Origin of the sequence: Nonomuraea fuscirosea (assembly GCF_003001935.1) — a bacterium.
Taxonomy (GTDB): domain Bacteria; phylum Actinomycetota; class Actinomycetes; order Streptosporangiales; family Streptosporangiaceae; genus Nonomuraea; species Nonomuraea fuscirosea.
Genome location: NZ_PVNG01000031.1, coordinates 49,374 through 76,278, shown reverse-complemented (window position 1 = coordinate 76,278; position 26,905 = coordinate 49,374). Strand labels below are relative to the sequence as shown.

Below are 26,905 nucleotides of genomic sequence, written 5' to 3'. Positions count from 1 at the left end.
GCGGGCCGTCGCGTGCGGCTGCTGGGTGCGGGGGCTCACCGTACGAGCTTGACTATCTTGCTCGAATACACCCCCACCGACCAGCGGGTCTGGCGGTTGGGGTGGCCTCCGCGCATCCGTACCTTGCCCGAGATGGTGATCTTCGTGCCCTTGGGGACCTTCTCGCTCCACAGCAGCGCGTTCGTGTCGTCCAGAGTCCGGTGACCGCAGACCCGTTCCCCTTGGGAGGGTTCGTCGCCGATCCGGTACGAGATGGAGAGCCGATCCGCCAGATCGCCCGTACAGAGGTGATCGATGCCGAAGTAGCCGCCCGGACTCGTGACCGTCAGCGCGAAGGACGACTTGCGCGGCCACACCCCCGACGCCTGGCCGGCCAGCTTGAGGGTCTCCCGTCTGGCGGGAAAGGCCTCGACCGGGTCCGGTTCGACCGGCCGGGCCGGCGGCGTGTACTCGTAGACCGCCAAGGGCCAGTCGGTGGGCTGTAAGAATGTGCGGGTCGGGCATGCTTCGTCCTTCTTAGGGACGCAGCCCCCATCGGTGATGTCGAACGTGATCGTGACCTGCTCGGCCCCCTTGGGCGCGCTGACCGAGCCCAGGACCATCCCCGTTCCCTGCCTGGTCAGGCACTGCTGGAACCCGTTGCTGGACGGCTCGCCGTTCACGATGACCCGCGGTCTCGCCAGGTCGGCGGGGTTGCCCTCTGGGCACAGCGCGGCCACCTCCAACGGCTTGCCCGAGACCGGGACCGTGAGCGACGCCTTCTTCTCTCCCTTCGACTTCGCCTTGAGCGTGGCCGAGGCCAGACGGCGGTAGGCGGAGCCGTCGCCCGAGGTGAACCGGGGCGGCAGCTCGGCCGCCGGCTGGACGGCCGTCGTCGTCTCGCGTGGCGGGACGGCCGAACCGGGAAGGAGGAACGCGGGGATGAGGACGCCGGCGGCGGTGAGCAGGGTCACCCCTGTCACAGCGAAGGCGCGGCGGCGGTTGTCGTCGCGGATGCGCCGTTCGAGCTGGGCGATGCGCCGATGGTTGTCCGGCACGTCGGCGCTCATGTCGTCGAACAGATCACGCAGCTTGCGCAGGGCCGGCGTCATCGCCGCTCTCCTTCCGTACGGGACGCCACCGCCGTCGGCGCGACCTCGGGGTCGATGCGCAACTTGGCCAGCGCCTTGCTGCTCTGGCTTTTGACAGTGCCGATGGAGCAGTTCAGGATCTCGGCCACGACGGATTCGGGCAGGTCCTCGAAGTAGCGCAGCACCAGGACCGCCCGCTGGCGGGGCGGCAGGCGGCCCAGCGCCGCCCAGAGCACCGCCCGCTCGTCGGTCATGCCGATCTCGTCGTCCGGTACGACGGTTTCCGGCGGCGCGTCTGTCGGCAGCTCGCGCCGCCATAACCGGCGCCGCCAGGACAAATGCGTGTTGACCAGGACCCGGGACACGTAGGCGTCCGGGTGCTCACCCACGCGGCCCCAGGCCCGCCACACGCGTACCAGCGCGGTCTGCAGCAGGTCCTCGGCCTGCGTCCAATCACGGCAGAGCAGGTACGCGGTTCGTAACAGCCGTGGCGAGCGCGCCTCGACAAATGCCACGAAATCCGCCTTGTCTCGCATCAGCCGTGCCCTTCCCGTCGTACCGGCTCCCGTTATGACCCGCTGGAGCCCGCCAACGGTTGCCCGGCAGGCGGTCAGACCTGTGCCTGGCCGCCGTCGACGAACCATTCGGCGCCGTTGACGAAGCTGGAAGCGTCCGAGGCGAGGAACGTCGCCACGGCGGCGATCTCGTCCGGGTTGGCGATTCTGCCGAGCGGCACCACCGAGGCGAGCCGGCGGTACTCCGGGCCTGCGGCTCCGGCCAGGCCAGGGGTTTCGGTCGGGCCGGGGCTCAGGACGTTCACCCGGAACTTCCGTTCCTGCGCGCTGAGTGCCCAGCTGCGCACCAGGTTGCGTACCGCCGCCTTCGACGCGCCGTAGATCTCCAGGCCAGGGCCGGCGCGCAGAGAGTTGGTGGATCCGATCACGACGATCGAGGCGCCGTCCGACAGCAGCGGCAGTGCCTTCTGGACGGTGAAGATCGTGCCTTTCACGTTCGTGCCGAAGGTGGCGTCGACGGCTTCCTCGGTGATCTCACCGAGGCGCTGCGGGACGGCGCTGCCGGCGTTGGCGATCAGCACGTCGATGCGGCCGGCCTGCTCGCGTACGACCGAGTAGAGGTGGTCGAGGTCGGTCTGTACGGAGACGTCGGCCCGCACACCGGTGGCCGCCGGTCCGATCTCGGCGACGGCCGCGTCGAGCGGCTCCTGGCGGCGGCCCGTCAGGAACACCCGCGCTCCCTCCGCGGCGAACTGCTTGGCGATGGCCAGCCCGATGCCGCTGTTGGCTCCGGTGACCACCGCTACCTTGCCGGCGAGTACGTCCGTCATGATGCCCCCGATGCTGAGTTCTTAACTGGTTCGTCCAGAACGCTAATCGTTCTGGACGAGTGAGTCAAGAATGGGTAGGCTGTGTTCATGGCGCGTCCCAGGAAGTTCGACGAGCAGCAGGTGCTGGACACCGCTCGGGAGCGGTTCTGGTCGGGCGGGTACGCCGCCACCCGCATGGACGACATCGCCGAGGCGACGGGGCTCGGCAAGGGCAGCCTGTACGGGGCGTTCGGCGGGAAGCAGGAGCTGTTCCACCGCGTGTTCGACGACTACTGCGGTGCCGTCGTCGACGGTGTGAGCAAGCAGTTGTGCGGCGGTGACGCGGACGCCTACGCGCGGCTGTCCGCCCACGTGCACGCGGTGGCGGCCGCGACCGCCGCGGACACCGCCCGCCGCGGCTGCCTGCTGGCCAAGGGCACCGCCGAACTGGCCGAACACGACGAAACAGTGGCACAGCGGGCACACACCACCATCGAGGCACTGCGGGCGTTGCTGGAGGACGACATCGCCGCCTGCCAGCGCAACGGCGACATCGACGCGGACGCGGATCCGGGAAGGCTGGCCGCGCTGGTGCTCGCCGTCCTGCGCGGCATCGAGGCGCTGGGCAAGGCGGGAGCGAGCGAGGAGACGCTGACCGGCATAGCCGCGACGGCCCTCGCCGTACTGCCCCGCCCGCCGGGCGCCGACCGCGGTTAGAAACCGCAGGTCAGGGGGACAGGGTCAACAGTGCCTCCGCTTCGGTGGCGAAGTGTCGCGCGATGATCCAGGTGGGCGAGGGTTGCAGTCATGCGGGGGTTGGCGGCGCTGGTGCGCGACCTGGCGGCACGTACGCCGGACAGCCGCGAGCCTCGATGGCCTCGCACCGCGCCTCCGGAGGTGACGGCGTCGGCTGGGTGCTGAAGCGGACCGACCGGCTGCTCCGGCCGGCGACCGCCCTGTTCCTGGTGCTGCCGCTGGTGTCACTGGCCGCGATGGCGGCCGGGGTGAACAGCCAACTGGTCGGGCTGACCGTGGTGGGCCCGTACCCGGTCGCCATGGTCGGGCACAACACGGCTCCGCCGACCCTGGCGCTCGCCATCACGCAGATCGCCTTGATCCTGGCTCTCACACCCGCGGCCAACCGGTGGCTTCGCCGGACCGGCCCGTGGCGCGTGGTCGTCGCAGTCAACGCGGTCATCCTGACCGTGTTCCTCTGGCACATGACGGCGGCGGCGATCGCGGCCGCACTGCTGTATCCGACCGGGGTGCTGCGGCAGCCGCCGCCGCAGTCCGCGGCGTGGGTGCTGTGGCGGGCGCCGTGGATAGCGGTTTGCATCCTCGCCCTCGTTGTCCTGGTCGCGCTCTTCGCGCGGATCGAACTGCGCGGGACAAGGCCGCGTTCCGTCGAACGCGATCTGTGGCGTGACGGCGCGACCGTAGGCGGATCGGTCGCCGTGGTGGCCGGGCTGCTCCTCGTCGCCGTGGCCGGCCCCGGCTACCACGGCCCGACCGGGCTCCCTTGGCGCGGGGGTGCTCTTGTACCTGTGCGGCGCCGCTGTGCTGCGCGTCGCACGACGTCGCTCATCGCCTGCGGCCAGGTGAACGGCACCCGTACCCCATCCAAGATCATCCCCACGGCGGCGCGGGACGGATCAGAGTAGTGTGAGGTGATGGATCGGCGCATCTTTGGCGTGGAGACCGAATACGGCGTCACCTGCACGTTCCGCGGCCAGCGCAGGCTGTCCCCGGACGAGGTGGCCCGATACCTGTTTCGTGGGGTCGTGTCCTGGGGCCGGTCGAGCAACGTGTTCCTGCGTAACGGCGCCCGCCTCTACCTGGACGTCGGCAGTCACCCCGAGTACGCCACCCCCGAGTGCGACAACCTGGTCGAGCTGGTCACGCACGACAAGGCGGGGGAACGCATCCTGGAGGGCCTGCGGGTGGACGCCGAGAGGCGGCTGCGCGAGGAGGGCATCTCCGGCGAGGTCTACCTGTTCAAGAACAACACCGACTCGGCCGGCAACTCGTACGGCTGCCACGAGAACTACTGTGTGGGCCGGCACGGCGAGTTCGGGGCGCTGGCCGACGTGCTGATCCCGTTCCTGGTCACCCGGCAGCTCATCTGCGGGGCGGGCAAGGTGCTGCAGACGCCGCGCGGCGCCGTCTACTGCGTGTCGCAGCGCGCCGAGCACATCTGGGAGAGCGTGTCGTCCGCGACCACCCGGTCCCGGCCGATCATCAACACCCGCGACGAGCCGCACGGCGACGCAGAACGGTTCCGCCGCCTGCACGTGATCGTCGGCGACGCGAACATGAGCGAGGCCACGATGCTGCTCAAGGTCGGCGCGACCGACCTGGTGCTGCGCATGGTCGAGGCCGGGGTCGTGATGCGCGACCTGAGCCTGGAGAACCCGATCCGGGCGATCCGTGAGGTCTCCCACGACATGACCGGGCGGCGGCGGGTCCGGCTGGCGAACGGACGGGAGGCGTCGGCCCTGGAGATCCAGCAGGACTACCTGGGCAAGGCGATGGACTTCGTGGACCGGCACGGCGGCGACCCGATCACCCACCGGGTGCTGGACCTGTGGGAACGCACTTTGCGCGCGGTGGAGACCGGTGACCTGGGGCTGGTGTCCCGCGAGATCGACTGGGTCATCAAGTACCAGCTGATCGAGCGTTATCGCAAGAAGTACGATCTGCCGCTGTCGTCTCCGCGAGTGTCGCAGCTCGACCTGGCCTACCATGACGTGCATCGCAATCGGGGGCTGTTCTACCTGCTGCAGCGGCGCGGGGCCGTGGAGCGGGTGGCCGCCGACATCAAGATCTTCGAGGCGAAGTCGGTGCCGCCGCAGACCACACGGGCGCGGCTGCGGGGAGAGTTCATCCGCAAGGCGCAGGAGAAGCGGCGCGACTTCACCGTGGACTGGGTCCACCTGAAGCTGAACGATCAGGCGCAGCGGACCGTGCTGTGCAAGGACCCGTTCCGGAGCGTGGACGAGCGGGTGGACAAGCTCATCGCGGACATGTGACCAGGCTGGCTATGAACGTGGGGAACGAGCACCAGTTCGTCACGTGTTCCAGTGTGCTGAGAAACACTCACCCATCAGGGCGGAAGAGAGAGTTCGGCAGTAGCGGGGGCGGATCGTCGCGGCGGACGCCGGCGGGCAATGCGTACTCCGCGGGCACGAGTCGCCGATCGTCGTGGCAGGCCAGGTACGTCCACACATCCGCGGCCAGCGGCACCACCGCGTCTGCGTCGCACGGCCACAGCTCACCGGCCAGCGGCACCACCGCGTCTGCGTCGCACGGCCACAGCTCACCGGTCTGCGGATGCCGTGGCACCAAGGCGATCTCCGCGGTTGCGGGCAGGCCGGGGCCCGGCGAGGCCGGCCGTCTCCAGGGTCCACCGCGTACGTCCCTGGCTCCAACAGACCGGAGAGCAGGTCATGGCCGTACTTCTGGCAGGCGTGATCGGGAAGCACCACCCGCGCAGTCACCACGGCACCGCACCCCGCACAAGCGAAGACGACCAAGCAACCTCCCTCGCCGGAACATTGCCATCATCGTGGCATAAATGTCGCTTCAGAGTTCGGCCCTGCTGAGGACCGCTGTGGCTCGGAACCGTCTCCACCCTTTGCGCAGATTGCCACAATTCCACCACGGTCCCCGATTTCACTACTTGTAGATAGGGCTCCCCAGGGCCATGAACCGAAGGAATGGCATTCGGCAGGTGCAGGTCCACGCGACCTATGCTCACGGAGCATCTCGTTCCCGATACTAAAACGATCTTTACTTTTAGCTTCTCCTTATGTGATGATCAAGCCGTTTTGGTACCTTCGTTCGAAGGGTTACGAATGAACAGAAGCCGATTAGCGCCCGGTTTATCCAACCGGGCGCGCCGCCGCGCTGCCCTGATCGCGGCTCTGACACTGCCGCTCTCGCTCATGAACGCTCCGGCGATCGCCCAGGGGCCTGCACCACTCCATGCCGTGGCAGCCGAGACGGTAGCCGGCACCACGGATCCGACACTCGAAGCGGCCTGGGACCAAGCGGCCAAGATCGGCAAGCCCGTCGAAGTGCCGTCCCGGTTCACCGAGACGATGAAGGTCTGGGCGAACCCGGATGGCAAGAACATGCGAGCCGAGATGCACACCCGGCCCGTCCAGCTCAAGAACCAGATCAACGGCGCCTGGGAACCCATCGACCCCCGCATCGTCACCCGCGACGGCAAGCTGCAGGCCGCCCGGGTCAAGACCCCGCTGACCTTCGGCGCTCGCGGCGCCAAGCACCTGGTCTCCGCTGCCGAGGAGCACGGCGAGATCGGCCTGGGGGTGACCCGGGCGTTGCCGGAGCCCAAGGTTTCCGGCAACGCGGTGACATACCCCGACGCCGTCGCGCCGGGCGCGGACCTGGTGGTGCTGGCTCAAGCCGACGGTTTCATCTCCCAGGTGGTCTTCCGGCAGCGGCCGACCGGCCCGGTCACCGTGCGGCTGCCGCTCACCCTGCCCGCGGGCACCGCCTTCGGCAAGACGCCGCAGGGGCTGCCGCAGCTCAAAGATGCCAAGGGTGCGGCCGAGGCCGCGCCGGTCGTGCTGACCGCGACGGACGCCAAGGTCGAGACCGCTCCTGAGCAGGGCCGTACCTCCTCCGTCAAAGCGCGGGTCGAGACCACCGGCAAGACCTCGGAGCTGGTGTTCACTCCGGACGAGACGTTCCTGGCCGACCCTGCGGTGACCTACCCGGTGACGGTCGCCGCTTCCTCCATCTGGTTCGGTGGCGGTGCCCCCGACGACGCCTGGGTCAGCAGGAACGATCCCGCCAACAACAACGCCGCCGCCGGGTACCTGCGCGCGGGCACCACCTCCACCAGCGCGGACGTCGCCCGCGTGTACCTGAAGTTCAACACCAGTGACCCGGCGCTGCAGGGCGCCACCGTCAACGACGCGGACCTGCGGATCTGGAACTACAAGTCCGGCGGCCCGAACGGGCAGCTGTGCGGGGAGAACGTGGGTGCCGGTATCCGGGCCTCACGGGTCACCTCCGCATGGACCCTCACAGGCTCCCCCTTCGAAACCCTGGACTGGACCAACCAGCCCACCAGCACCGCTCCCGAGACGGTGAACGAGGCCGGCTACAACTACGACGCCGACCCCGGCACCTGGTGCGCCAAGGACGAGGAACTCTTCTACGAAGTCACCGCCATGACCCGCGCCTGGATCGAACAAGGCGCGACCAACCACGGGATCGTGCTGAAGGCCGCCAGCGAGACCGCCGCGATCAACTGGCGCCAGTACTACTCCAGCCAGTTCGGCGGCGGCGAACCTTACCCCGGCTACCGCCACCCACCCGCCCTCATCATCGACTACGAACCCGGGCAGTTGGTGGAGACCGGCTTCGTCACGGACCGGACTCTACCTGACGACTTCACACCGTCGGATGTCGCCGCTGAGTTGGCCGACTCAGCCGCACCAGAGGTGGTCGACACCACGATAGAACGCGAGCGTGCCATAGCCAGAGAAACCCAGATCGGTGCGCTCAATGGGATCACCGAGCCGATGGAATACGCTCCGGACGGCATCGATCCCGCCGAGCCCGACCCGGGCACGCCCACGCCTCCGCCAACGCCGGCAGCGCCGGCGGCCACGAATCTGCGCGCCGAGCCGGTGACGGTCATCGATGGGGCCCCTGTCATCACCTCCCTCACCCCGAAGCTCCTGGCCCAGCCATTCGATGCAGAGGATCGTCCGTCGCAGGTCGATTTCGAGCTCGCACACGACCCGGCGCACGGCGCACAGGGAAGCGGAACCATCTGGTCTGCCCAGCACGACAACGTCGCCAACGGCGGACAGGCGCAGGTCGAGGTTCCGGCTGGGACGCTGACGGACGGCTGGTACGTGCAGGCCCGTGTCCGCGCGACAGCCGGTGGAGTGGTCGGCGGCTGGTCGGAGTGGCAGAACTTCCTGGTCGATCTCTCACCCACGACTCCGACGCCGAGCGAGGGCCTGGTGGCGTCCTATGGCCTGAACGAGGGCTCGGGCACGAGCGTGGCCGACTCCTCCGGGAACGACAACGCCGGCGCCGGCACTGGCACCGCCTGGGTCAACGGCAAGTACGGCAAGGCGCTGTCGTTCGACGGTTCGTCCAGCATGGTCACGGTCGCGGACGCCCCGTCGCTGCGGTTGACGACCGGGATGACGTTGTCGGCGTGGGTCAATCCGGTCACGGTGACCGGCACGCCGTGGAAGAGCGTGATCACCAAGGAGCTGAACGCCGACGGGGCCTCCTACGCGCTGTACGCCGCCAACGGTGACGCGGTTCCGTCCGGCTGGGTGCAGACCGATCCGGCGACCCCGTGGACGGCTGAGGGAACCTCGCCGTTGCCGGTGAACGCCTGGAGCCACCTGGCCCTCACCTACGACGGCACCACTCTGCGCTTGTTCGTCAACGGCCAGCAGGTCGGCCATACCGCAATGAGCGGCAGCCTGCACGACGACGGCCACCCGCTGCGCATCGGCGGCAACACCGTCTGGCGGGAGTACTTCAGCGGCCTGATCGACGAGGTGCGCGTCTACGACCGCGCCCAGAGCGCCGCCGAGATCCAGACCGACATGACCACCCCGATCGGCCAGGCGGCGCCGCCGGACACGCAGGCGCCGACCGCACCCGGCTCGCTCGCCGCTACCGGCGGCACCGGCAGCGCGCAGCTCACCTGGACGGCCTCGACCGACAACGTGGGCGTGACCGGCTACCGGATCCACCGCGCCACGACGCCGGGCTTCACCCCGTCGGACGCCAACCAGGTCGGCTCCGTGCCGGCCACCACGTTCACCGACGCGGGCCTGGCGGCCGGGACGTACTACTACCGGGTGCGCGCCACCGACGCGGCCGGCAATCTCGGCCCGTCCTCCACCGAGGTCTCGGCCACCGTCACCGTCCCACCGGCCAACCCGGGCCTGGTGGCCGCGTACGGCATGGAAGAGGGCACCGGCACGACCGTGGGCGACTCCTCCGGGCAGAGCAACACCGGAGCCGCCACCGACACCGCCTGGGCACCGGCAGGCAAGCACGGCAAGGCCCTGTCCTTCGACGGCGCCTCCAGCTGGGTCACCGTTCCGCACGCCCAGTCGCTGCGGCTGACGAACGCGCTGACACTCTCGGCGTGGGTCAACCCGGCGACAGCGGCCGGCTGGCGCACCGTGCTGATGAAGGAGAACGGCTCAGGCGCTTCCTACGGGCTGTACGCGGCCGCCGACGGTGGGCCCCTGGGCTGGCTGCAGAACGCCAGCGGCTCCAAGTCGGTGGTAGGCGATGATCCGCTGCCGCTCAATCAATGGAGCCACCTGGCCGTCACCTACAACGGCACGATTATCACCCTGTACCTGAACGGCACCCAGATCGACCAGACGCCCATGACGGGCAACCTCGCCGACAGCGGCGGTGTACTACGCCTCGGCGGCAACGACGTCTGGGAGGACGAGTTCTACAGCGGCCTGATCGACGAGGTACGCGTCTACAACCGCGTCCAGACCGCCGCCGAGATCCAGGCCGACATGAACACCCCCGTCGGGGCCGCCTCGACGAGCAGTGCGGTCCAGCGCCGGAGCGCCGCCGCCGGCCCCGCTGGGATCGCGAAGCTGACGGTCGACGACAGCCGCCCGGTGGCCGGCGTCACCGTCGCCTCCACCCTCACCCCACGGCTGACCACCTGGCTGCCCGCCAGGCGCGACGGCGAGGCGAAGGTGGACGTGGAGATCGCCCGCCCGCCCACCAAGTCCGGCAAGACAGCGAAGGTGACCACGGACAAGCTGCTGATCTGGTCAGGACAGACCACCGCGAAGCCTGGCGATTCCCGGGTCACCCTGCGTGTCCCCAAGGGCCGACTCCAGGCTGGAGAGAGAGTGAGATGGCGAGCCCGTGTCACCGGCACCGGTGACAGAGGCACTTGGAGCGGCTGGCAGTCGCTCTCCATCCAAGAGCGGGCTTCCGATGGGCACGAGCCGCAGGCTTCCGAGGCGCGGAAGCCGCAGGTCTCGGCGGCGCTGGACCCGTACACTCCCAACCCGATCCTCAACGTCAATGAGTGCATCAAATACCCGGCCAGCGGGTACGCCAACGAGTTTCTGGGAGAAGATCACAAACCATACGGATTCGTAAAGAACAGATTCACCTGGTGCAAGTGGGGTTGGGGATGGCGATACGCCGGACCGAGCCAAAGTGTGGTGACGGACAAGATGCGATTCAGGTACACCCTGATCGGGCAGACCTTCCAGGGCAGCCGAGACATCGCCATCCGGCTCAACATCGACGGCTGGCAAAACGTCCAGGGGTCGTACTTCGCCACGGCGGACGCCACGGCCAAGCTGCGTTTCGGCCTCAACTTCAAAGCTCCGTGCCAGAGCAAATACAACCCGGCAGCGATAGACCCGGTGTTTGGGCACAGCCAGACACACCTGTGGTGGAAGAACAACCCGGAGGTCTGGTTCTGGCTCACCGCTCCCAAGCCGGGGGCGTCGCCGACGAATCCTGATTTCCTCGGTACCTGCGAGATATCGCCCTGGATCCAGTACGAGACGCTTCCCGACCCTCGCGTTCGCGGGATCAGCAGGCCCTGGCGTCAGCCCTTGGTAGCGGCTCGGGACAGCAACGGTAAGGCTATCGCGTACGGGGTCAGGTGCGACACCGCGCGAAAGATGAAAGGCACGAGTGGGTGCGTGTTCTCTCGAGTCACCCCATGGCTTCAGTTCGCGAAGAGTGACGCGGCCGTATGGGTGAGTAAGGGCCCGCAATACCGATGGCTGCTGGAGTCATGGGAGCACTTCGACACGGCCGAGAAGAGACCGCACCTCACGATCCCGCACCATGACGGCAAGAGCTTCCCCGGTTTCTCCAAGAAACGACCACTGCATAGAATCGTCGATGACGCGAGGATCCGGGAACAGAGACAGGCCTCAACGACAATGTGCCGGTGGGGCTGGCCGAATCCAGACGACCGAGAAGGCCTCAGCTGCGACGAATACCCCTTCGCCTCGACCAAGGAAGGCGCACTGTCGGGCGGGCCCATATCTGTTGACATGATCCCCGTCGCGGACAACACCGGCTTCGGTCTGTACGTGCTAGGGCCGTGGTACGAGAAGGAGCGAATCATCTACGACGACGAGTTCTATCTGAAGATCGTCGAACAGGCTCCGCCCCGCGACTTCTGAGAAGTCCCCGACCCAAGATGAGATGACCGGGGCCGGCTGCGTCCGGCCCCGGTTTCTCCTGCTTCAACTGCCGTCGGGCCAGAACTGCAGGAGAAAGATCTCGGCGTCGTAGTCCTCGCTGCCCAACTCGAAGTACTCGACATCCTCAGGCTCCAACGCGATCTCACGAGCCGACAACCTGACCTGCCAGCACGCGTCGCGCGCGCCCAGGTCGATCTCGAGCGGGCTTGCCACTTGGTCGTCATCTTCGAGACGAACGACTCCTGAGGTCGTCCGGAACCGGACGATGATCTGTTTGTCCCAGACATCGGCGGCCGTGAGTGGCGGCTCGGCGGTCCAGACTTCGAAGACGAACCTGCCTCTGATCAGTTCCAGCACATCGTCGCGCCGCACGATCGTCTCTATGACCATCAGGTTCTGGGTGGTGGAGCACAGTTCTCCGCCCAGGAGTCGCGCGTCCTCTGTGTCGATGGTCGGGCCGTCGGCGTCGGTGAGGAGGTAGCGTCCGTAACTGCGCCGGAAGGTGTCTTCGACGGTGCGTAGTAACTCGGCCATAGAAATCTATGCTGTCATGCCATCCCTGGACGACCGCACGTTTCCAGGACGAGCCGGAGAGCACCGGACATCACCGTACTTCGACCGGCCACGACAAGCCGGCGACGTCCGGGACCGGTCGTGAGCGCTCAGGCCGGTGAAGGGATCGCCGGTCCCGGCCGCGATCGTCACCCATCTGGACCCATTGAGCTCCCGCTGAAGGCCCGAGGCGAGCAACGCATCTTCCGCCGGACGCGATATCTCGATGAGCAGAACCGGGGGAACGGCGCTCGTCCATGGGGAGGCAGGAGTGCGCATCCACTTCACCCGCGCTGATTTGGCGCGCACACACCTGGCGCACGGGGCAGACGTCATGTGGGAGGTGATCAACAGCCTGCAGGCGCTGCAGGGCACCTATGGCAGGAACGCCCTGACCGGATGGCGGCGCGCCGTCCGTCATGCCCTGCACCACGACGGCCTGGCCCGGCCTGTCCGCCAACGCCTGTTCCCGCTCGCGCCTGACGCCGCCTACTATCCCGATCTGCTCACGCCCCCTGAGGGCACGCTCGGCCTGAACGAGGCCGTCGAGGTGATCCTCAGTACGCCCCGGCGGCGGCTGCGCACCGAGTTCGCCCTGCTGGCAGGCCATGCCGGCGCCGGCGCGTGGCTGGTTGACCTGGGCATGGGCCGGACGGCCGCGTTGCGCGAGTTAGGAGACCTGCTGCACGCGTACCATCGTCTCTCGATCGCGCCGATCTGGTCGGTGATCCGGGCCTGCGCGGACAGCGACCTGGCGCTGCGCTGGCAAACCCTGCTCGACGGCGGCGTCGACGCCCTGCTCGGCGGCTTCCACCCGATGATGCGCTGGCAGCCGCCGGTGCTGCATGTCTTGTCCCACCCCTCGGACAGAGAAATCCACTTAGGGGGACGCGGCCTGACGCTGATCCCGTCCTACTTCTGCCGCAAGCACCCCGTGACCATCTTCGACTCCGCCCTGCCACAGGTCGTGGTTTATCCCATGAGCCACACGCCGGGACCGTCCCATCGTGGCCCTGGCTTGGAACGACTGCTAGGAGAGACCCGGGCCGCGGTGCTGCGAGCCGTGGGCGGTGGCGGCACCACGGGGAAACTGGCCAAGCGCGTCGGCGTCTCACCTGCCACGATCAGCCACCACACCGCGATCCTGCGCGACGCGGGTCTTGTCATCACCCGCCGTGAGGCCGCCACCGCCGTACACACCCTCACCCTGCTGGGCCTGGCCCTTCTGCCGAGCCAGGAGGTCAGTAGGGCGCGGTGCACATGATCAGCCACGGCGGCTCAGCCGACCACGAGGTCGACACGCACGCCTTGATCCGCACGCCCGCGTCGTCCCACTGCCAGCCCCAACTGTAGGGCCGGGAGCCGTACGGGATCTCCCGCGAGACCCCGCGCGTCTCCTCGTAGCCGTCGCTGTAGACCTGCTTCAGAGAGATGTAGTAGTTCTGCGTCTTGCCGCCGTAGATACGGCCCCAGACCGTGCGGCAGTACGGGCTGTAGCGCAGTTGCAGTGTCAGGCTGTGCGCGGAGTTGGCGACGGACTTAGGCGTGGTGGCGTCGTCCGCGCAGACCTGGTAGGGCGACACCGCGAACGAGGACGGGTCGGTCCCGTTACAGGTGCTGCCGCAGTACCAGGCCGTCCGGGGGATGTCTGGATCATCCGCCCAGGCAGCGGACGGCCAGACGATCAGGATCGTGAGCACGGGAGTCAGGATGGTGGCGAGCACCGCTCTCATGTACCGCATGGAGATACCTCCTCAGGCCGCCGGATGCGACGGGCCCACTCTCGCCGCCGGCCGCCGACCCGCCTAGAGGATTTCGACCGACGTCGAATTCCGCAGGTGATAGGCGTCCGCGAAGGTCCTCAGAACGCCAATGCCCACCACAACTGCAGCCGCGCTATCAGGAGGCGACAGGTGGCTTTTGACGTGTTCGTCAGGGCAGTGCTCTACTGCCTGCCATGACGACCCTGACGAACCTTCAGCCCGCCCCTGTCATAGACGAGACCGCCCGGCTGCTCACCGAGCACTACGTTTTCCCCGAGATAGCCGAACAAGTCGCCGACCTGCTGCGACGACGCCTCGCCGAGGGCGCCTACGACGTTGACGGCGCCGAGGAGCTCGCCCGTCTGGTCACCGCAGACCTGCAGTCCGTCAACGACGACAAACACCTGAGGCTGAAGTACCACGCCGACCCGGTGTCTCCCGGAGAGGGCGCGGCGACCTTGGAGTCCATCCGCCGGGATTTCGACACCTCGCTGGGTGGCGCGCCCCGGGTGGAGTTGCTCGACGGAGGGGTCGCCGTGGTGAAGCTGGCGCCGATGCTGTTCCCGCTGGACTGGACCGCCGAACCGCTGACCGCCGCGCTCACCCTAGACTCCCGCGCCCGGGCGCTGATCGTGGACCTTCGCGACAACCGGGGCGGCGACCCGGACACCGTCGCCTTCGTCTGCAGCCACCTCCTGGACGAGCGCACCCACCTCAACACCATGTACTGGCGCAGTGGCGACCGCACCGAGCAGTCCTGGAGCCTGCCCCACGTCCCCGGCGCACGTTTCGGTGGCAGTAAACCGTTGTACGTGCTGTCCAGCGACCGTACCTTCTCCGCCGCCGAGGAACTGGCCTACGACCTGCAGCAACTCGGCCGCGCCGTCGTCGTCGGCGAGCCCACCCGCGGCGGCGCGCACCCGTGCAAGGGCTGGACCGTGCACCCCCACCTGGAAGCCACCGTCCCCACCGGCCGCGCCATCAACCCCGTCTCGGGCACGAACTGGGAGGGCACCGGCGTGCAGCCGGACGTCCCTTGCCCGGCCGCGAAGTCCCTCGACCAGGCCCACGAACTGGCCCTCGCCCGACTGGTGGGCTGAAGCCGCTCGGCGGCTTCCGTCGAGGCCATGATCCAGGGCACTAGCCACGGCGCAGGATCGTTCTGCCACGCCCAGCCCGGCGGCGTCGTACGCGCTTCCTCATGCCTCGATCACGAGGTCCGGGCGACCGTTTCGGCCTGGGCATCAGGTGGGCGAGAGACCGCGTGATGGTGCTTCGCGGTCGCCGGCGACACAGAGCTATGACAGGTGGGCTCCGTGAGGTGCGGAGCCGTACAGTGCCTGGTCGACCAGGCGCTCCACGAGCGACTCGTCGAAGGGCACCCGCAACACCAGTAACCGGTGATAACAGGCCCCCCAGAGCTGATCCACGATGATGTCCAGGTCCGCGTCCTCCCGCAACTGCCCCTGCCGCACAGCAACGCGCAGCCGTTCCCGGGCGAGTGCGCGCCGCGGCAGCGCGTAACTCTCCGACCAGGCCCGGGCCAGGCCCGGGTCGAGCTGGGCCGCGCCGAGCAGTTCGCTGACGGGCTTCTCCGCGCCTTCCTCCTTCAGATAGCGGACGAACGCCGTGAGCTGGGCGATCAGATCGGCACGTATGTCACCGGTGTCGGGGAACTCCAGCGTCCGCCGGCTCAGGGCGAAGTACGCCTCGGCCGCGAGCACGCCCGGCGACGGCCACCACTTGTACAGGGTCGTCTTGCTCGAACCGGCCTCCACCGCGACCCGGTCGAACGTCACCGCCTGCATGCCGTCCTGCAGCAGGATGCGCCCGGCCGCCGCGAGCACCGCGGCGCGCACTTCAGCGGCCGGCCGGCGGCCCCGGCCGCGCCGAGCGGCAGTCTCCTCGGACATCCCCACCCCTTTTATGGACGACTTGTTCATTTCAGTGCTATCGTCGTATGTGGACGACTTGTTCATATCTTATCGGAGGAGACTCTGACATGGCGAACAACACAGAACGCGTCGCGCTGGTCACCGGCGGGTCCGGCGGCATCGGCAGGGCGAGCGCGGAACGGCTGGCCGCCGACGGTTTCGCCGTCGTCGTGCACTACGCGGGCGGCAGGGACCGCGCCGAGGAGACGGCGAAGGCGGTCACGCGCGCCGGGGGCCGCGCCGTCGTCGCGGGCGGGGACGTGGCGGACGAGACGGCGATGGCCGCCGTGTTCGACGTCGCGGAGCAGGAGTTCGGCGGGCTCGACGTGCTCGTTCACACCGCGGGCATCATGCCGCTCGCGCCCGTCGCGCAGATGGACCTCGACACCTTCGACCGCGTCCAGCGCACCAACGTCCGCGGGACGTTCGTCGTCGACCAGCTCGCCGCCCGGCGCCTGCGCGCAGGGGGAGCGATCATCAACTTCTCCACCTCGGTCACCCGGCTGCAGCTGCCGAACTACGGCGCCTACGCCGCGTCCAAGGGCGCCGCGGAGGCACTGACGCTGATCCTCGCCCGCGAGCTGCGCGGCCGGGACATCACGGTCAACGCCGTGGCGCCCGGTCCGACCGCGACGCCGCTGTTCTTCGAGGGCAAGAGCCAGGAGGTCATCGACCGTACCGCCGCGATGAACCCGATGGAACGGCTCGGCACCCCGGAGGACATCGCCGAGGTCGTCGCCTTCCTCGCCGGGCCCGGACGCTGGGTCAACGGCCAGGTCCTGTACGCCAACGGCGGAGCGGCGTGAGAGGGGAGCCTGACATGCCCATCGTGCTGATCACCGGCGCGGCCACCGGCATCGGGCGCCTGACGGCCGAGACCCTGGCCGCGGCGGGGCACACCGTCTACGCGACGATGCGCGACCCCGAGGGCCGCGACGCCGCCGCCGCGGCCGAGCTCGCGGCCCTCGCCCGCGACACCGGCCGGGACCTGCGGGTCGCCGCGCTCGACGTGACGTCGCAGGCCTCGGCCGATGATGCCGTACGGCACATCCTCGCGGACGCGGGCGGCCTGGACGCCGTCGTGCACAACGCCGGGCACCTGTACCTCGGCTACGTCGAGGCGTTCACCGACGACGACCTGGCCCGGCTCCTCGACGTCAACACGGTCGGGGCGCACCGGGTCAACCGGGCGGTGCTGCCGTACCTGCGCCAGAACCGTTCCGGCACCCTCGTCTACGTCGGCAGCACCATCCTCGTGACCACACCGCCCTTCCTCGGCCCCTACGTGGCCTCGAAGGCGGCGTTCGACGCGCTCGCCGTGGTGACGTCGTACGAGGTGTCGCAGTTCGGCATCGAGACCTCGATCGTGATGCCCGGCGCGATCACGCAGGGCACGCAGCACTTCGCGAACGCCTCGAAGGCCACGGACGAGCGCGTGGCCGCGCAGTACGCCGCACTCGACCCGCTCGTCGAACGGACCCACGACGCGCACGAGCAGCTCTTCGCGCCGGGGACGACCGCCGACCCGCGGGACGTGGCGGAGGAGATCCGGCGCATCCTGTCCCTCCCGGCCGGGGACAAACCGTTCCGTTCCGTGGTGGACGCCGCCCGTGCCGGGGCCGACCACGTCATGGCCTTCAGCGACCTGACGCGGGAGGCGTTCGTACGGCGCCTGGGCTTCGCCGAGACGCTGGAGCTCAAGCGATGAGCGGGCGCGCGTTACGGCGGGCGGCGTTGATAGGGGTCGCCCTCGCGCTCAGCGGATGTTCGGCCCCGGCGGCCGAGCCGCAGGCGGCGCCGTCACCCACAGCCACCCCGAGCGCCGGCGCGGTCGCGACCCTCGGCCGGCCGGTCGAGCTGGCCACCGAGCTGGAGGCGCCCTGGGGGCTCACCTTCCTCCCTGACGGCTCGGCGCTCGTCTCCGAGCGGATCTCCGGCGAGATCGTACGCGTCCCTGCTCAGGGCGGCACCCCGCGGACGGTCGGCGTCGTCCCCGGGGTGCACGTGAGCTCGGAGGGCGGGCTGCTCGGCATCGCCGCCTCCCCGGCATTCGCCGCCGACCGTACGGTCTTCGCCTTCGTCTCCGGGCAGGACGGCAACCGCATCGTCGCGCTCACCATCGCCGCCGACTTCGGCTCCCTCGCCGTCGGCCGGGTGCTGCTCGACGGCATCCAGACCGCCGACCGGCACCACGGCGGCCGCATCGCCGTCGGGCCGGACGGGCACCTGTGGATCGGCACGGGCGACGCCTTCGAGCCCGAGAACGCCGCCACCCCCGACTCGCTCAACGGCAAGATCCTGCGCATCGCGGTGGACGGCTCCGTCCCCGAGGACAATCCGGGATCGTCGGCCATCTACTCCAGCGGTCACCGCAACGTCCAGGGCATCACGTTCGGTCCCGACGGCACCCCCTACGCGTCGGAGCTCGGCCACCGGACGTGGGACGAGGTCAACGTCCTGCGCGCGGGCGCCGACTACGGCTGGCCGGCCACCGAGGGCACCGCCGGCTCGACGGGCGAGCCCCCGATCGCCACCATCCACCCGGACGAGGCCAGCCCGTCCGGCCTCGCGTACGCCGAGGGGTCGCTGTGGATCGGCGCCCTGGGCGGCCGGCGGCTCTGGCAACTTCCGGTCGAGCGCGGCACCGCGACGGGCGCCCCCATCGACCACTTCACCGGCGCGTACGGCCGGATCCGTACCGTCGAAGTGGCCCCCGACGGGGCCCTGTGGCTGATCACGTCGAACACCGACCGCGCGACCTGGGGCGGCACGGACCCGCGCCCGGGCGACGACCGGATTCTCCGGGTAGAGGTGAACAAGGCCTGACACCGTTCCGAAGAGCGCCGACACACTGTTCGTGACCGAATCGCGACGACAGGCCCCCGAGCAGGCCACGCTCGACGCCAGATGGCTAAGTTGCCGGCTTGTGGAGCCTTTCGGGCGCTGATTCCGCAGGTGGTGTCGTGTGGCGTCTGCTCGGCCGGTCTTTGGGCCGCTGCCGGAAGGGGGCGAGCGTGGCGCGCACGATGTCGGCGGCTCCCCAGTCGGGGTCGAACTGGGCGATCACTGCCAGGTGCTGGCGCAGTTGGAGGATGGGCATGCGTTCGCGCCAGCCGCGGTCGAGCCCGGTCAGTTCGGCGTACAGCTCGAAGAGCACGTGCGCCTCGGGCGGCGGTGCCGTCGTCCACAAGTGGGCCAGGTCGACCTCGGCCCATGTGTACGAAACGGCCGGATCGATCAGCGCGGGCCGCCCGCCGGGGGTGGCCATGACATTCTGCGCCCACAGGTCGCCGTGCGTCAGGCACGCGGGCCTGACCGGCAGGAGCTCGGGCAGCCGGTCGCACAGCCGTTCGAGTGCCGCTCGGTCCGCGGCGTCGAGCGTTTCCCAGACGCGCGGCTCGCTGAGCCAGCGCAGGAGGCGACGCTGGGCGAAGAACTCGTATCCGTCGCCGTTCCAGGTGTTGACCTGCCGGCGACGGCCGAGCCAGTTGTCGCGGTGCCATCCGAATCGGGGGTGCCGCGTGCTGGTGTGCAGGTGGGCGAGCGCGTGAGCGAACTGCTCCCAGAAGGCCTCGGTCGCCGGCCGGGGTTGCAGCGTGGACAGCACGAGCAGGTCGCGGTCGGCGAGGATGACTTCGGGCGTGACGACGCCGCCCGCCTCGCGCAGTACGGTGAGCCCTTCGGCCTCCGCGGCGAAGACATCGTCCGACGGCGGCTCGCCGAACGCCTTGACGAACACCGACGTGCCGTCGCCGCGGCGCGCGAGCCCTGCGGTCGCGGCGAGGCCTCCAGCGACTGGTTCGACTGCGGCGATGTCGGTCAGACCGATCGCGTGCAGGCGTTCGAGCAAGAAGGACGTCGCGTCAATCACGGGTGCGCTCTTTTCTGCTGGTCACGTGTCCTGGGTATCAGTGCCGAGCCGGCGGTGGCACGCTGCCGGGGCGATCACCGGGTTTCCGGCCGGCCGATTCGGCTCCGGTGGGTCGCTGATCGGGTGCGTCGCCGGTATTCGGTGGGGGTCAGGCCGACCAGGGTACGGAAGCGGCGGGCGAAGTACGTCGGGTCGGGCCAGCCGACGGCGGCGCCCACCCGGGCGGTCGGCAAGGTCGTGTGGGCCAGGAGTGTGGCGGCGCGTTCGGCTCGCAGGCGGGCCAGGTAGCGCAGCGGCGTCAGGCCGACGTGCCGGACGAACAGCCGGCCGAGGTGGTCGGGGTCCAGGTTGACCGCTCGGGCGAGATCGTCCAACCGCCACGGATGGGCGGGTTCCGCCTCGAAGCGGGCGATGGTGGCGGCGACCGCGGGGGAGACGGCGGGTTCGGGCGCCTCCTGCACGAGGTCGCGGCCGTCGGCCAGGATGCCGAGGACGGTGACCAGCCGGCCCAGCACCCGGCCAGGGCGGCCCCGATCAGCCCCGAGGTCCCGTTCGAGCAGGGCGATCTCGGCGATGGCCTCCTCGGCGGCAGCGGGGTCGACGGTCGTGACCGCGACGCCGTGCGTACCGGATGCCACCGGATCGGTCCACAACATCGCGCGCAGCATCGGGATGCCGTACAGGAGCGCCAGTTCGGCCCGCAACGCCTGGGCGGACAGGCAGCAGTTGGCGACGGTCAGGCCGGCGCAGTCCCGGAACCCGTGCCAGGCACCGGGGCGCAGCACGATGACCTGCCCGAGCCGCAGCGGGCGTTCGCCCTGGCTGGTCAGGTGCCGCCCGTCGCCGGGTCCGATCACGGCGATCTCGAGGAAGTCGTGCGCGTGCGGCTCGATGCCGAGGTCCAGGTGGTGGACGCCGGCCAGGACGGGGCTTCCGGCGAACAGCGCGTGCTCGTGCAGGGTGGCGGGCATGTCGGGATCGTACGACTACGCGTCGGGATCGGCCTAGCCCCGCGCGGCCTGCCACGACGACGCTTGGAGTGTTCGACGGCGACAACCTTGGAGGTCAGTGATGACGATCGAGCACTCCGTCAGCGACGTCGACGCGGACGGCCGGGTGCCGGAGGAGCTGGTGGCGGCCTACCGTGAGTATGGTTTCGTCCGAGTACGCGGCGTCCTCGAACCCGGCCGGATCGAGCGCTTCCGAGCCGGCGCGGCGGCGTTCCTGGCGGCGCATCGCACGGAGAGCCTGGAGCGGCAGGGCGTCTTCAGCCAGCTCGTCAACGTCTGGCAACGCGACCGGACGCTGCGCGAGCTCACGTTCGACCACCGGCTCGGCCGGATCGCCGAACAGCTCGCCGGGTTCCCGCTCCGGCTCTGGCACGACCAGATGCTGGTCAAGGAGCCGCACAACAACGCCGCCACGGAGTTTCACCAGGACCGCCCGTACTGGCCGCACGCGGCTGACCGACTGCCGCTGTCGGCGTGGATCGCGCTGGTCGACGTGCCGCCGGAGCGGGGCTGCATGACCTTCCTGCCCAGCACCCAGGATCGCACCGGCCTGCGCCCGCAGGACCTCCACCACGAGGAGGACCTGTTCGAGACGGACCCGTCGCTGCGCTGGATCCCGCGCGTCACCGTGCCGCTCCGGGCCGGAGACTGCACCTTCCACAGCGGCTACACCGGCCACATGGCGCTGCCCAACCGCACCGACCAGGCCCGGTTCGCGCACGTCGTCATCTACATGGACGAGGAGACCCGCTATGGCGGGACCTCGCATGTCGTGACCGATCCGCTCGGACTCGCCGTGGGCGATCGGCTGGACGGTGCCACCTTTCCCCGTCCCTGGGCTTAGATCCTCCATCACATGAGCAGGGCAGGTCAGGTCAGGTCAGTTCCAGGGCCACCTCCAGGCGCAGGTACGCGTCGATCCAGGTCTGCTCGACCGCCGAGTCCAGGTCCTTGGACCGCGACGTCGCGAACGCCGTGACGGCCTGGGCGATGCGATGGAGCCCGAGCGTGGTCAGCCGGCGCGCGGCGGTGCCGAGGCGGGCGTCGTAGGTCGGCGGCAGGTGGGACAGGCCGTGGTGGGCCGCTTCCGCGAGCAGTGCGCGGGTGTCGATCAGTACGGCCGTCAGCGGGTCGTGCCGGTCGTCCTCGGCGACCGCGAGCGGGCCGCCGCCGACGGCGGGACGCAGGTCGGGTACGACGACCCGGCCGCCGGCGGCCAGGCCGATGGGGTCGATGACGACACCACCGGCGGTACGGCCCACCACTCCGCTGACGAAACGCAGCTCGCCCTCCTCCCCGGCGAGCACGGCGGCCAGCGCGTCGAGTCGGCCGGGAGCGGCAGCGGTGTGGGTGGCGGTGACGGTGGCGAAGTTGCCCGCCTGGTCGGCGACGAGGGCGTCGAGCCGCTGGTCGCCGGCCGCGTACGTCATGGACACCACCTCGGAGACGGCGACGACGCGTACCAGCTCCGCCTCGACGCGCGGGCGGATGGGCCGCAGCGTGAGAGCGTCGAGTTCGCGGCCGAGCGCGGCGAGGTCGGTCACCACCAGGGACGGCGAGAGCTCACCCCACTCGCCCCGCGACGCGCTGACCGTCGTCCTGGAGATCCGCCCGGTGGCCAGCCGCACGGTACGGCTGGCGCTGCGGACGGCGGATTCCGTGACGAGGTTGCCCGTGGCCAGGGCGGCCAGCGTGGAGCCGGCGACGCGTCGCCGTGCCAAGGCGTCGTCGCCGTCGCCGTCCCATTCGCGGCGGAGCACCAGGACCATCGCGCTGTCGCTGTGGGCCAGGTAGATCTCGGCGATCCGCCGGTCGCCGAGGCCGCGGATCCGGCAGCCGAGGCTGTCCAGCCGGGCCCGGCGCAGCGGGGTCTCGGCGGCCTCGGCGGTGCCGAGCACGCTGCTGCGGAGGGTGGCGCCGGGGCGGGTCACGGCCCGGTGCCGGGCGTGCAGCTCGGCGAGGTGGCTCGCGAGTTGCTCGGGACGGTAGTGGGCGCCGCGCTCGCGGTAGGCGGCGAGCTGCTCGGCGAGGTCGCCGACGGCCAGCAGCGGCCAGCGCGATCCGGCGGCGTCGAGCTGTCGCTGTACGTCGGCGATGGTGACGTCGAATCCCTGACCGAGGTGCGCCGCGCCTTCGCGCAGGACCGTGCCGGCCAGCCCCAGGGCCCGCTCCAGCCCGGATCCGGTGGCCGTTCCCGCTTCGCCGCCGACGTCGACCCGTACCTCCCGTACCCCCGGATGCAGCTCGTCGGCCACCCGGAACGCCCACACGGCGAGCGCGATGACGTCGTCGCGGCTGCCCGCGACGGCGTCGGTGTGGACGAAGCCGAGGTCGCCGGGGATCAGGAACCGTACGGTCGCGGTGGCGAGCTCGACCTGCGGCGCGGGATCGGTGGGGGTGGCGCGGCGGACCCGGGCGGTATATCCGGCTTCTTCGGTACGGCGGGCGGCGGTCATCAGGCGGGCGCCGATCCTGGCGGTCAGCTCGTCGTCGCTCACCCGCCCAGGCGACCATTCGCCGACCTCAGCAGACGGTCCAGCGTCGGTCTCGGCGTGCCGACGTTGGTACGCGAGCACGACCCCGACGACATGCCGGCACACCCCGGCAGCACCGCACGTGCACCGCGCCGATTCGAGCCCGCCGACCGGCAGACTCGCGCTCGGTCCGCCCGCGAAGTCCCCGTGCACGGTCCCATCAGCGTCGGTACGCAGCTCCGGTGCGGCCTCCTTGCCCGCTCGCTTCACCAGCCCCCGGTTGGTGAGCGCGGCGAGAGCATCCGTGGTGAGCCCGAGCAGATCCGTCCTCATCGGCCCACATGCTCCGCGACGAAGGACGCCAGCTCCCCGGGAGTCATAGCCCCCACGTACGCCCCGACATCGGCCAGGCGCTGCCCGAGCTCCCGGTCATAGGCGGGATCGGCCTGCTCGTCGAGGGCGGCCAGGCCGAGCACCTTGCTGCCCTGCTCGACCAGGTCACGCACGATCCGTACCAGCCGATGCGCATCACCCCCCTCGTAGAAGTCCGAGATCAGCACGACGATGGCCCGCCGCGGCCGGTCCACCAGCCCGGCGCCGTACGAAGCCGCGCGGGCGATGTCGGTGCCGCCGCCGAGCTGGACCTTCATCAGCAGTTCCACGGGATCGTCCACGTCGGAGGTCAGGTCCACCACGTCGGTGTCGAAGGCGACCAGGTGGGTGCGTACGCCGGGCAGGCCCCACAGGCAGGCCGCGGTGACCGCCGAGTGGATCACCGAGTCGGTCATCGAGCCGGACTGGTCGACGAGCAGGATCACCTGCCACTGTTCTAGGTGGCGGCGGGTGCGGGTGAAGAACAGCGGGTTCTCGATCACGACCTTGCCGGTGTCCGGCTGGTAGTGGCCGAGGTTGGCGCGCAGGGTCCTGACCATGTCGAAGTTGCGCGCCAGCCGCAGCCGGCCCGGCCGCCGTACCTTGGCGCCCGAGAAGGCGCTGCGCACCTCGGTGGCGAGCTTGTCCATGAGCTGCCGGACGACCTGCTCCACGATGCGCCTGGCCAGCCGCAGCACCTGCGGGTTCATCAGGTGTTTGGTGTGCAGGACCGCCTTGAGCAGGGCCGGGTTGGGCTCGATGCGCGCGAGCACGTCGGGGTCGGTGACGAGGTCATGGATCTCGTAGCGTTCGATCGCGTCGCGTTGCAGGCGTTCGATGGTCTCCTTGGGGAACAGGCGGGTGATGTCGTCGAGCCAGTCGAAGGTGGTCAGGCTCGACGGGTCGCTCCCTGCCTGGCGCCGTACGCCGCGTTTGCGCAGGTCCTCGTCGCGGCCGTACAGCCACTCCATGGCGGCGTCGCGGCCGGCGGCCTCCTCGCCGAGCTGCCCGCCGCCGAGGCAGGGGCCGCCGGCCTCGCCGAGCAGCAGGCGCCACCGTACGAGGGTGGGGTCGGTCATATCAGTCCTTCCCGGCGCAGTGCCGCGTCGACGCGGCTGTCCAGTGCCATCCCCGCGGCCACCAGTTCCGGCGCCGCCTCCAGGCGGGTCAGGTCCCACGCGGACCCGCCGGAGCGCAGCTCGACCAGGCGGGTGGCGATGAGGTGCCGCTCGCGCGGCGGGAAGTAGCCGAACGCCTGGCGCAACGCCGGCAGGGCCACCAGGAAGTCCTGGTCGCTCATCGCCGCGACCAGCTCGTCGAGCAGCTCCAGCATGCCGCCGGTGTGCAGGACCTCCTCCCGGGCGAGCGCGAACAGCCCGGCCAGCCAGTCGCCGGCCGACGCGGGGACGAACGCGCCGCGTACCGCCCAGGCCGGGTCCGTGGCGGCGGCACCGCGCAGGGACCAGCCCAGCCCGAGTGAGGCTCCGCGCAGGTCGGGCGGCGCGTCCTGGCAGGCGGCGACACGGTCGGCGACGCCCAGCGCCGCGTCCACGTCGAGGCCGAGCGGCGGGCCGGCGTGCCTGAGCGCGTCGCGTACGGCGGCCATGGCGCCGATGCGCCGCGGATCGGCGGGTACGGCCCCGCCACGCACGCCTTCGGCCAGCCACAACGCCCGCAGGGTGGCGGCCCGGACGACGGCGCCCGAAGTGGTGCTGCCCCTGGTGCCGAACAGGTCGTCGTGACGCCACATCGCCAGGGTGACGGCGAGGGTGCGGCCCAGCGCGCCCAGGTCGGCCGCCGCGGCGACCACCCGCGCGAGGTCGTCCAGCACCCGCCCCGCCAGCTCGCCGATGCCGCACAGCGCGGCGTCGAACAGCACGTCGGCGAGCTGGTCCAGGCCGGCGGCCCTGATCCGCCCGGCGAGGACGGAGGCCGCCGCCTCCTGCGGGTCCACGCCGTACCCGCCGGCCTCGATCAGGGCGGGCAGGCGGTCGTCGGTCTCGGTCAGGGTCCACTCCTCGACCAGCTCGGCGCCGCCCTCGGGGCGGGGCCCCGAGGTGCGGACCACGCCCGGGATGCCCAGGACGCGCAGCCGGTGCAGGAAACGGCTGCGCTCGCGACCGGTCTGCCCGCCGAGGTCGAGCCGTTCGTCGCCGGGGCCGCCCAGCTCGGCGAGCACCGCGTGGACCAGCGGCGGCAGCGGGGTCGAAGGGTGCAGACGGCCGGTCTGGTCACCGCTGAGCGCCGCGATCATCTCCACGACGACCGGATGGGAGCCCGCCTGGAGACGTCCGCGGGACGCCCAGGGCAGTGGGGTCTCGATCGCCTCGCTGACCAGTGCCGTGGCCAGGCCGTCGAGCACGTCGACCCGGGCCGGATGCGGGTGGCCGCGCATCAGCGCGATCCCGTCGGCGGCGGCGCGCGCGGCGATCAGGTCGGCGGTGGACACCGGCTGGCGCCTGGCGCGCAGCCTGGCCGTCCCCGCCTCGGTGAGCCTGCGGGCGGCGCCGTCGGGGCCGTGCTCCCACAGGTCCTGGTAGTAGCCGGGTGACGGCATGCCCGACTGGTAACCGTCGAAGGCGTCCAGCCGGCGGAACGAGTACGGCACCAGGTAGCTACCGACCACCGCCCCCTCGGGCGGTCGCGGCACCTCAGGCCAGCTCCGCTCGCCCCGCGAGGCCAGCCGGATCAGCGCGGGACGGTGGAAGCCGCCCGTGACCACGACCACCGGCCGCTCGCCCGCCTCCCAGGCGGCCGCGCGGATCCATCCAGCCATGTACGCCTCGCGCGCCGCGTCGTCAGGACCGGTCTCGGTGTCGCCGCGGACCAGGTCGAAGTAGGTGTTCAGCCGTTCGGCCAGCCCGGCGGCCGGTTCGATCTCGAACAGGTGGTCCCACAACGCGTCCACGTTGTCCACGGCGAAGGCGCGGCAGAGCCGTCCGGTCACCTCGTCGTAGCGGGCCTCGGCGTCGGCGTACCGGTTGCTGAGGTCCGCCAGCGCGGGATGCCAGGCGGGCAGGTCGATGAAGCGCAGCTCGGCGCCGGTCTCGCGGCCCGCGGTCAGCGCCGCCCACTCAGGGGAGTAGTCGCACAGCGGTGTCCACGAACCGTGGCGCCGCTCGTCGTCGCGGTAGCTGGTGTGGACGGCGATCGGCAGCTCGTGGCCGAGCAGGAGCTCGTCCATCCGGTGGTTCATGTCCGAAGGGCCTTCGACCAGCACGTACGCGGGCCGTACGGCATGGATGGTGTCGGCGACCAGCCGGGCGCAGGCGGGACTGTGGTGCCGCACGCCGAGGAAGACGACCGTCATC

Annotated in this window: 22 protein-coding genes; 10 read left to right on the top strand and 12 right to left on the bottom strand. The window is 70.2% G+C overall.

Features of this window, described 5'->3' with window-relative positions; translation table 11 throughout:
* Positions 1 to 35 precede the first annotated feature (35 nt).
* From B0I32_RS49490 to B0I32_RS49480, 3 genes are all read right to left on the bottom strand, one after another.
* A complete protein-coding gene (locus B0I32_RS49490) occupies positions 36 to 1,091 on the bottom strand; it encodes a hypothetical protein (RefSeq protein WP_106251679.1) in 1,056 nt (351 codons plus the stop codon).
* Positions 1,088 to 1,585, bottom strand: coding sequence for a SigE family RNA polymerase sigma factor (locus B0I32_RS49485; RefSeq protein WP_245956639.1), 498 nt, complete (start codon positions 1,583 to 1,585; stop codon positions 1,088 to 1,090). The genes B0I32_RS49490 and B0I32_RS49485 overlap by 4 nt, the downstream gene beginning before the upstream one ends.
* Positions 1,586 to 1,680: 95 nt before the next feature.
* A complete protein-coding gene (locus B0I32_RS49480) occupies positions 1,681 to 2,415 on the bottom strand; it encodes an SDR family NAD(P)-dependent oxidoreductase (RefSeq protein WP_106251675.1) in 735 nt (244 codons plus the stop codon).
* Between the two features lie 87 nt (positions 2,416 to 2,502).
* Here B0I32_RS49480 and B0I32_RS49475 point away from each other — a divergent pair, with 87 nt between their 5' ends.
* From B0I32_RS49475 to pafA, 3 genes are all read left to right on the top strand, one after another.
* Complete coding sequence (locus B0I32_RS49475) at positions 2,503 to 3,111, top strand: TetR/AcrR family transcriptional regulator (RefSeq protein WP_106251788.1); 609 nt, start codon at positions 2,503 to 2,505, stop codon at positions 3,109 to 3,111.
* A gap of 155 nt (positions 3,112 to 3,266) precedes the next feature.
* Positions 3,267 to 4,055, top strand: coding sequence for a hypothetical protein (locus B0I32_RS49470; protein WP_106251673.1), 789 nt, complete (start codon positions 3,267 to 3,269; stop codon positions 4,053 to 4,055).
* 9 nt (positions 4,056 to 4,064) lie between these two features.
* Positions 4,065 to 5,423, top strand: a complete 1,359-nt coding sequence (gene pafA / locus B0I32_RS49465; RefSeq protein WP_106251671.1) for a Pup--protein ligase — start codon at positions 4,065 to 4,067, stop codon at positions 5,421 to 5,423.
* 67 nt (positions 5,424 to 5,490) lie between these two features.
* Here the strand turns inward: pafA and B0I32_RS49460 are convergent, their stop codons facing one another.
* A complete protein-coding gene (locus B0I32_RS49460) occupies positions 5,491 to 5,739 on the bottom strand; it encodes a hypothetical protein (protein WP_106251669.1) in 249 nt (82 codons plus the stop codon).
* 509 nt (positions 5,740 to 6,248) lie between these two features.
* Between B0I32_RS49460 and B0I32_RS49455 the strand changes: the two genes are divergently transcribed.
* Complete coding sequence (locus B0I32_RS49455) at positions 6,249 to 11,597, top strand: LamG-like jellyroll fold domain-containing protein (protein WP_181308648.1); 5,349 nt, start codon at positions 6,249 to 6,251, stop codon at positions 11,595 to 11,597.
* 63 nt (positions 11,598 to 11,660) lie between these two features.
* Here B0I32_RS49455 and B0I32_RS49450 read toward each other — a convergent pair whose 3' ends face one another.
* Positions 11,661 to 12,152, bottom strand: coding sequence for a hypothetical protein (locus tag B0I32_RS49450; protein WP_106251666.1), 492 nt, complete (start codon positions 12,150 to 12,152; stop codon positions 11,661 to 11,663).
* Positions 12,153 to 12,396: 244 nt separating this feature from the next.
* Here B0I32_RS49450 and B0I32_RS49445 point away from each other — a divergent pair, with 244 nt between their 5' ends.
* Positions 12,397 to 13,434 (top strand): ArsR/SmtB family transcription factor, encoded by a 1,038-nt coding sequence (locus tag B0I32_RS49445; protein ID WP_106251664.1) that lies wholly within the window; start codon positions 12,397 to 12,399, stop codon positions 13,432 to 13,434.
* Here B0I32_RS49445 and B0I32_RS49440 read toward each other — a convergent pair.
* Positions 13,412 to 13,912, bottom strand: coding sequence for a DUF2690 domain-containing protein (locus B0I32_RS49440; protein ID WP_106251663.1), 501 nt, complete (start codon positions 13,910 to 13,912; stop codon positions 13,412 to 13,414). The genes B0I32_RS49445 and B0I32_RS49440 overlap by 23 nt on opposite strands.
* A gap of 215 nt (positions 13,913 to 14,127) precedes the next feature.
* Here B0I32_RS49440 and B0I32_RS49435 point away from each other — a divergent pair, with 215 nt between their 5' ends.
* A complete protein-coding gene (locus B0I32_RS49435; protein ID WP_106251661.1) occupies positions 14,128 to 15,033 on the top strand; it encodes a S41 family peptidase in 906 nt (301 codons plus the stop codon).
* A 198-nt stretch (positions 15,034 to 15,231) separates the two neighbouring features.
* Here the strand turns inward: B0I32_RS49435 and B0I32_RS49430 are convergent, their stop codons facing one another.
* Positions 15,232 to 15,846, bottom strand: a complete 615-nt coding sequence (locus B0I32_RS49430) for a TetR/AcrR family transcriptional regulator (protein WP_106251660.1) — start codon at positions 15,844 to 15,846, stop codon at positions 15,232 to 15,234.
* 89 nt (positions 15,847 to 15,935) lie between these two features.
* Between B0I32_RS49430 and B0I32_RS49425 the strand changes: the two genes are divergently transcribed.
* From B0I32_RS49425 to B0I32_RS49415, 3 genes are read left to right on the top strand one after another with little or no spacing between them, the layout of a single operon-like run.
* Positions 15,936 to 16,673, top strand: a complete 738-nt coding sequence (locus tag B0I32_RS49425; protein ID WP_106251658.1) for an SDR family oxidoreductase — start codon at positions 15,936 to 15,938, stop codon at positions 16,671 to 16,673.
* A gap of 14 nt (positions 16,674 to 16,687) precedes the next feature.
* Positions 16,688 to 17,575 (top strand): SDR family NAD(P)-dependent oxidoreductase, encoded by an 888-nt coding sequence (locus B0I32_RS49420; protein WP_106251656.1) that lies wholly within the window; start codon positions 16,688 to 16,690, stop codon positions 17,573 to 17,575.
* Positions 17,572 to 18,693 (top strand): PQQ-dependent sugar dehydrogenase, encoded by a 1,122-nt coding sequence (locus B0I32_RS49415; RefSeq protein WP_106251654.1) that lies wholly within the window; start codon positions 17,572 to 17,574, stop codon positions 18,691 to 18,693. Before B0I32_RS49420 ends, B0I32_RS49415 begins: the two co-directional genes overlap by 4 nt.
* An 85-nt stretch (positions 18,694 to 18,778) precedes the next feature.
* Here the strand turns inward: B0I32_RS49415 and B0I32_RS49410 are convergent, their stop codons facing one another.
* Entirely contained in the window at positions 18,779 to 19,738 is a 960-nt protein-coding gene (locus tag B0I32_RS49410; RefSeq protein WP_106251653.1) for a fructosamine kinase family protein, read from the bottom strand.
* Positions 19,739 to 19,812: 74 nt separating this feature from the next.
* A complete protein-coding gene (locus B0I32_RS49405; RefSeq protein WP_106251651.1) occupies positions 19,813 to 20,709 on the bottom strand; it encodes a helix-turn-helix domain-containing protein in 897 nt (298 codons plus the stop codon).
* Positions 20,710 to 20,809: 100 nt separating this feature from the next.
* Between B0I32_RS49405 and B0I32_RS49400 the strand changes: the two genes are divergently transcribed.
* Positions 20,810 to 21,592 (top strand): phytanoyl-CoA dioxygenase family protein, encoded by a 783-nt coding sequence (locus B0I32_RS49400; protein WP_106251649.1) that lies wholly within the window; start codon positions 20,810 to 20,812, stop codon positions 21,590 to 21,592.
* Positions 21,593 to 21,623: 31 nt separating this feature from the next.
* On the opposite strand, the gene B0I32_RS49395 is transcribed toward B0I32_RS49400, so the two are convergent.
* From B0I32_RS49395 to B0I32_RS49385, 3 genes are read right to left on the bottom strand one after another with little or no spacing between them, the layout of a single operon-like run.
* Complete coding sequence (locus tag B0I32_RS49395) at positions 21,624 to 23,555, bottom strand: hypothetical protein (RefSeq protein WP_106251648.1); 1,932 nt, start codon at positions 23,553 to 23,555, stop codon at positions 21,624 to 21,626.
* Positions 23,552 to 24,673 (bottom strand): VWA domain-containing protein, encoded by a 1,122-nt coding sequence (locus tag B0I32_RS49390; RefSeq protein WP_106251646.1) that lies wholly within the window; start codon positions 24,671 to 24,673, stop codon positions 23,552 to 23,554. Before B0I32_RS49390 ends, B0I32_RS49395 begins: the two co-directional genes overlap by 4 nt.
* Positions 24,670 to 26,904, bottom strand: a complete 2,235-nt coding sequence (locus B0I32_RS49385) for a DUF5682 family protein (RefSeq protein WP_106251644.1) — start codon at positions 26,902 to 26,904, stop codon at positions 24,670 to 24,672. The genes B0I32_RS49390 and B0I32_RS49385 overlap by 4 nt, the downstream gene beginning before the upstream one ends.
* Between the last annotated feature and the right edge of the window lies 1 nt (position 26,905).

What these genes read in the sequence shown, in the direction of transcription:
- B0I32_RS49490 (WP_106251679.1), bottom strand. Translation starts at nt 1,091, where the DNA reads ATGACGCCGGCCCTGCGCAAGCTGCGTGATCTGTTCGACGACATGAGC.
- B0I32_RS49480 (WP_106251675.1), bottom strand. Translation starts at nt 2,415, where the DNA reads ATGACGGACGTACTCGCCGGCAAGGTAGCGGTGGTCACCGGAGCCAAC.
- B0I32_RS49475 (WP_106251788.1), top strand. Translation starts at nt 2,503, where the DNA reads ATGGCGCGTCCCAGGAAGTTCGACGAGCAGCAGGTGCTGGACACCGCT.
- B0I32_RS49470 (WP_106251673.1), top strand. Translation starts at nt 3,267, where the DNA reads ATGGCCTCGCACCGCGCCTCCGGAGGTGACGGCGTCGGCTGGGTGCTG.
- pafA (WP_106251671.1), top strand. Translation starts at nt 4,065, where the DNA reads ATGGATCGGCGCATCTTTGGCGTGGAGACCGAATACGGCGTCACCTGC.
- B0I32_RS49455 (WP_181308648.1), top strand. Translation starts at nt 6,249, where the DNA reads ATGAACAGAAGCCGATTAGCGCCCGGTTTATCCAACCGGGCGCGCCGC.
- B0I32_RS49450 (WP_106251666.1), bottom strand. Translation starts at nt 12,152, where the DNA reads ATGGCCGAGTTACTACGCACCGTCGAAGACACCTTCCGGCGCAGTTAC.
- B0I32_RS49445 (WP_106251664.1), top strand. Translation starts at nt 12,397, where the DNA reads ATGAGCAGAACCGGGGGAACGGCGCTCGTCCATGGGGAGGCAGGAGTG.
- B0I32_RS49440 (WP_106251663.1), bottom strand. Translation starts at nt 13,912, where the DNA reads ATGCGGTACATGAGAGCGGTGCTCGCCACCATCCTGACTCCCGTGCTC.
- B0I32_RS49435 (WP_106251661.1), top strand. Translation starts at nt 14,128, where the DNA reads ATGACGACCCTGACGAACCTTCAGCCCGCCCCTGTCATAGACGAGACC.
- B0I32_RS49430 (WP_106251660.1), bottom strand. Translation starts at nt 15,846, where the DNA reads ATGTCCGAGGAGACTGCCGCTCGGCGCGGCCGGGGCCGCCGGCCGGCC.
- B0I32_RS49425 (WP_106251658.1), top strand. Translation starts at nt 15,936, where the DNA reads ATGGCGAACAACACAGAACGCGTCGCGCTGGTCACCGGCGGGTCCGGC.
- B0I32_RS49420 (WP_106251656.1), top strand. Translation starts at nt 16,688, where the DNA reads ATGCCCATCGTGCTGATCACCGGCGCGGCCACCGGCATCGGGCGCCTG.
- B0I32_RS49415 (WP_106251654.1), top strand. Translation starts at nt 17,572, where the DNA reads ATGAGCGGGCGCGCGTTACGGCGGGCGGCGTTGATAGGGGTCGCCCTC.
- B0I32_RS49405 (WP_106251651.1), bottom strand. Translation starts at nt 20,709, where the DNA reads ATGCCCGCCACCCTGCACGAGCACGCGCTGTTCGCCGGAAGCCCCGTC.
- B0I32_RS49400 (WP_106251649.1), top strand. Translation starts at nt 20,810, where the DNA reads ATGACGATCGAGCACTCCGTCAGCGACGTCGACGCGGACGGCCGGGTG.
- B0I32_RS49395 (WP_106251648.1), bottom strand. Translation starts at nt 23,555, where the DNA reads ATGAGGACGGATCTGCTCGGGCTCACCACGGATGCTCTCGCCGCGCTC.
- B0I32_RS49390 (WP_106251646.1), bottom strand. Translation starts at nt 24,673, where the DNA reads ATGACCGACCCCACCCTCGTACGGTGGCGCCTGCTGCTCGGCGAGGCC.
- B0I32_RS49385 (WP_106251644.1), bottom strand. Translation starts at nt 26,904, where the DNA reads ATGACGGTCGTCTTCCTCGGCGTGCGGCACCACAGTCCCGCCTGCGCC.